This window comes from Barnesiella sp. CU968, assembly GCF_905219685.1.
GTDB lineage: Bacteria > Bacteroidota > Bacteroidia > Bacteroidales > Muribaculaceae > Lepagella > Lepagella muris_A.
This window is the reverse complement of sequence record NZ_CAJMXD010000215.1, coordinates 1-5,187: the sequence shown is the minus strand read 5'-3', so window position 1 is coordinate 5,187 and position 5,187 is coordinate 1. Positions and strand designations below refer to the sequence as shown.

Sequence of the window (5,187 nt, the reverse complement as noted above, 5' to 3'; positions counted from 1 at the left end):
GCACGCCATCGTATGATGAGTGCGGTGATGTTGAATATGTTAAAACCTTCCCTAATGAATATTCCTTAGCTGAGCATAAACCGGCTCTATCTGACTTCGAGGGCGTAGTAAGCATTAAAGGAGTTGATGCCCTTTTGATGGGTATAAATTCAAATCAAGAATATTATATGGGTCTCTATTCGCTGGAAACCGGACATAAGATTCTTGATTTGTTCAAACAAGGGCAAGGTCCGGGAGAATATGCCATGTCTCCGACGATACAGCGTTTTTTTACGCATAATGACAGTCTCTATGCCTGTATGAAGTATAATCCGGATAAAGAAGTGTTTTTGCTCAATATTACTTCTTCAATACAGGAGGGGAAAGAAATCATAGAAAATCGTTCATTTCCCAAAGATTTCAAATCTGTTAAAGATATTATTCCATTGGCAAGTGGCGATTCATTGATGATATACAGAGATTATGGTGAGGGTGGCTTTAAAAGATACATACTTCATGCAGAAGGGAACAGGCAGGCTGTAAACATTGGGAATGTAATTCCTAAAATAGAAGAAATTGATCATAACATTTTGTCATTTTTAGTTCTGCCGTTTAAAAATGATTCGCTTGTAGCGGAAGCAAACATAACATTGAATCAGATCAAAGTCTATTCCTTATATGATCAATCGATAGGGAAAACTATATGTGTCGGTTCTGAACTGGATGATATTAACTCAATGAGTAGTAGATGGCGAGGCAATATCCCGCGTTCTTATGGTGGAGTACAGCTTTGGGGTGACAAGCTGATTTTTTTGTATCATGGACTTAAAGAAAAAGACTACCGAGATAATATCGGGCATTCTGAACTTCAGATTTTTGATTCGGACATGAAACCATGTTCAAGAATCAAGTTGCCGGTCATTGCATCTGCCATGTATGTCGACAAAAACGGTGTATTATATGCTTTCAATCCACTTGGAGATAATGAATATATTTATAAATACGATATAAAATTGATGTTACAGTAATTAGTTATATGTTTTTCGAACCACATAACGACAAAACAACCACGTTGATCTATCGGCAGCATTATAAGGGACAGAGTCTTTTAGCCGTGTATACAATATAGCGGAGTGAAAACTAAAATAGTTACGATAATTATATTTGGGCTGTTAATAACTCTTCAGGGTTGTTCCATATCAGATTCGGCGATGCAGGAGCGAGCATTGTCGGATGCTGGTGACAACGCCGGAGAAATCAGTCGATTTCTTGACCGGTATGACGGAGAGAAAAAAGAGGCTGCATCATATCTCATAAGAGGTATGATCGGGCAATATGCGGTCAGCGGATTTGGTCTCGATTCTATTGAAAATTTATATCATCAGCTGCCGCGTCCCAACCGCAGCTGGCAATTTGATTCGGTGCAACTCGCTTCCGGCAAGAGATACGAGAAAATTTTGCGTCGGAAAACTGCTGACTTACAGACGTTGACCTCAGACTATCTCATAAGAAATTTTGATGATGCTTGGGAACAGAAAGAGAAATGCAGCTGGAACAGAGATCTTTCATTGTCAGATTTCTGCGAACTGCTGCTCCCTTACCGCATCGGTGACGAACCGCTGACAGAATGGCGAAAGGCATATCGGGCGGCATATGATTCCCTCTCAGACAAAATCTATTCCGCGCCCAATGCTGTTGCCGCAGCCGCAATTATTTCCAAGACGTTGGGCGAGATCCATTACAACAACAAGCTGAAAACGCCCCATCGACCTGCCACCGGTCTTCTGACAGCTCCCGTCGGGTTCTGTCGCGAAGACTGCGACCGCACCGTGTATGCCCTGCGGGCATTCGGTATTCCCGTGACCATTGACGAGATAATTGTCTCTCCCGACAACGGTACTCCGCATCAATGGTGCGTGGTGCTTGACACCGAAGACAACAGGTTCCGGATGTTCGACAATGACCGTTTCCCTCCCACCCGAGACTCCGTTCACAATGACGGGAGACGGAAAGGGAAAATCTACAGAAGGTCGTGGGCGGTAAACACCGACAGGATAAAGAGGCTTGCCTCCATTCCCGATGTCCCTGCCGAATTATTGAGTCCCAGACTGAAGGATGTTACGGCAGAATATTTCGGTCATAACGAGGCAGTGGTAAAGACTAACAGAGAATCCGGCACTGTGTTTCTCGGTCTTTTTACACCTGACGGTTACAGACCGGTAGACGTTGCGGATAAAAATGCGGGAGGAGAAGCCGTGTTCCGAGACATAGAGCCAGACCTGATATATTTCCCGGTTACCCGCGAAGGCAACGGGTACAGCACATGCGGGAATCCATTCATGCTGAAAAGTGACGGGAACGTACATGAGTTCGTTCCGGATGTTGCCCGCGGGGAAAGACTGACCATGAAACGTAAAATGCCATTCTGGCTACACCATACGGGACGCATGAGCTCGGTCATAGGCATCCGGATACAGACCGGACCAAACGCGACGGGACCTTGGCGCGATATTGACAGCATCTCCTCCATGCCGGCTCATAGCTTCCACTGCATTCCCGTGAGTATGGACTACAAGGAAAGGTACGTGCGCCTTCTTCCGTCTCCCCTCCAACGTTCCCAGATAGGGGAAGTGATGGCGTCCGTTGATTCCCTTGCACGGGAACGCCTGCCTATGACGGTGATCACTGACAATCTCACGGCGGGTAAGAAAAAGCTCGTAGACGGAGACATACTGACGTGGACAAACTACCAGGTCGGATACCGGGATCTGGTGTTTGGGATAGACTCCGACAAGGATGTCAACAGTNTCTTCATCATTCCTCGCAATGACGACAATTATGTTGTTCCGGGCGAGGAGTATGAACTGTTCTATTTCGACCGGAACGAATGGAAATCGCTTGGGAAAAAGACCGCCGAAGGGTTCGACATCACGTATGATGTTCCGGCGAATGCCGTGCTGTGGCTTCGCAATCTCACAAAGGGGAAAGAGGAGCAGGTTTTCATATGCCGTGACGGCAAACAGCTCTTCAACACCGACCCTAGAAAAATTTTGTGACATTTTCGGTATTTCTGCGTAATATATTTGGGTGAGGGGAATTTTTTACTAATTTTGTCGTTGATGGCGTGAAGACAGGTGTCATGCCAATAAGCCGTTTGATATCAAAGTACATCATGAACAAGTTTTTTTCTTTCTTCCGTGCGTTGCTCATCGTTATATTGGGTCTTGTTGCAGCCGATGCATCGGCTGCCGGCGCAACTAAAGTAGACAGCATAGCTCTCACAGGTAAAATATACGACAGGCTTACTACACGCCATGTGATAGGCACAAAAGTTGAGGTGCTCCGCTCCGACAGCAGCGTGATATCTTCTGTGGAAGGTGGTTATCGGTATTATGATTATGATAATCGAACGAATGTATTGAAGTCGGATTCCACTTCTCACTATTCCATTAATGTTCCGCGTGTGGCGGGGAATTATCTTATAAAGGTCACGAAGGATGGCTATGAACCTCATTTCCTTTCATACTCTCTTGTGCTCAACAAGCGCGATATGGAGAAAGAGGTGCCGAAAATATATCTAAGTCGTCAGAAAGTCACGACACTGGAGGATTTCACGGTCAAGGCGAGCAAAGTGATGTTCTACAACAAGGGGGACACTATCGTATACAACGCCGATGCCTTAATGCTTCCGGAGGGTTCGATGCTTGACGCGCTGATCGTGCAGATGCCGGGTGTGGAGATAAAGGATGGCGGCAAGATTTATGTCAACGGCAGGTTTGTGGAAACGCTGCTCCTTAACGGCAAGGATTTCTTCAAGGGGGATCAGAACGTTATGCTTGAGAATATCGGAGCGTATGCTGTGAAGGATGTTGCTGTCTATGAGAAAAAGGATGACATGGATGCCATTTTAGGTGACCGTGCCGATGTCGACAAAGATTACGTGATGGATGTGCGGCTGAAGAAAGATTACATGACCGGCTTCATGATCAATGCCGAAGCCGGAGGGGGCACCAAGTCACGTTATCTCGGTCGTCTTTTTGCCATGTCTTATACCAACAATACCCGCCTTAGTCTATATGGCAATGCAAACAATATCAATAAGAAAAACAGACTCACACAGGAGGAATTCGAGCTTTATGACAGTGATGACGCCGGAATCACCCGCAAAATCAACGGAGGTATAGATTATCTCGCCGACAACGCCCTTCACACGTGGGAAGCTTCGGGAAATGTGGATGCTTCGTATAACGATAACCGCAACACTGTCATTACCAATGCTGTGAATTTCCTTCAGACTGCCGACAACTATGATTTCTCAAACCGCGACATGAGGGCACGCGATTTCTCTCTGTCGACTTTCCACGATTTCAAACTCAAGAAGGATTCGTGGAACATGACCTTGAAACCTCAGTTCTCTTACAATAAAAAACGCGACAACGACGAGACCGTTGCCGCTACTTTTTCTGAAGAGATGCAGGGCGTTGACAAAGAGATGGTAAGGTCGATATATACTCTCAGTGACAGTGAGCTGCGCAGGGCACTGATCAACCGCAATCTGAAGAATCTTGAATCGAACAGTCACGGTTATGACGCGAAGTTCAACGGAGAGACAAGGGTGAAGATTCCCGGCAGTCCCGATGCCATGGTCTTTAAGTTGCAGAGCAAGTATTCACGCAGCAGTTCTTTCAGCGAGGAATTGCAGGACATCTGTTTCGGAGAAGTACCCTCATCGTCTCAGCTGCAGCATCAGTTCACAACGGAGCGTCCGCATTACAGCTTCAACATACAGGCTCTGGCACGATACTATTTCCGTGTGCCGATAGGTAATCTGCAGGCAAGCTATGAGTTCGCCCACACGCAGACCCGTAAAAACTCGGATATTACCGCTCTTGAGGCTTTTGCGGAAAACTCGATGGCAGAGTTCACGCCGGGAATGATTCCGGTGCCGGATTTCGCAAACAGCTACACAAGCAAGCTTTATAAGAACGAGCACCGCATCAAGATAAAATGGGCGTACAAGAAGAAGTATGAACGCGGCAAGCTTGAGCTGGCGTTGCAGCCTCAGTTCTATTTCGAAGACCAGCATCTGTTCTATCATCGCGGAGAGACGTTCGCCACTCCCGACAGGGCATATCTCCGGTTCCGGCTTGAGGATTGCAGCGTGTTCTGGAATGCGAAGAAATGGTTCCTGCGGGCTGCTTATAAAAT

Annotated in this window: 2 protein-coding genes; both read left to right on the top strand. The window is 46.4% G+C overall.

The genetic code is table 11. The features are described from left to right. On the top strand, nt 1-1,007 hold a 1,007-nt coding region (locus JX312_RS08955; RefSeq protein WP_204457759.1), incomplete at its 5' end, for a BF3164 family lipoprotein. Nucleotides 1,008-3,151: 2,144 nt separating this feature from the next. Further along, nucleotides 3,152-5,187: hypothetical protein (locus JX312_RS08950; protein WP_204457758.1), on the top strand; the 2,036-nt coding region annotated here is incomplete at its 3' end.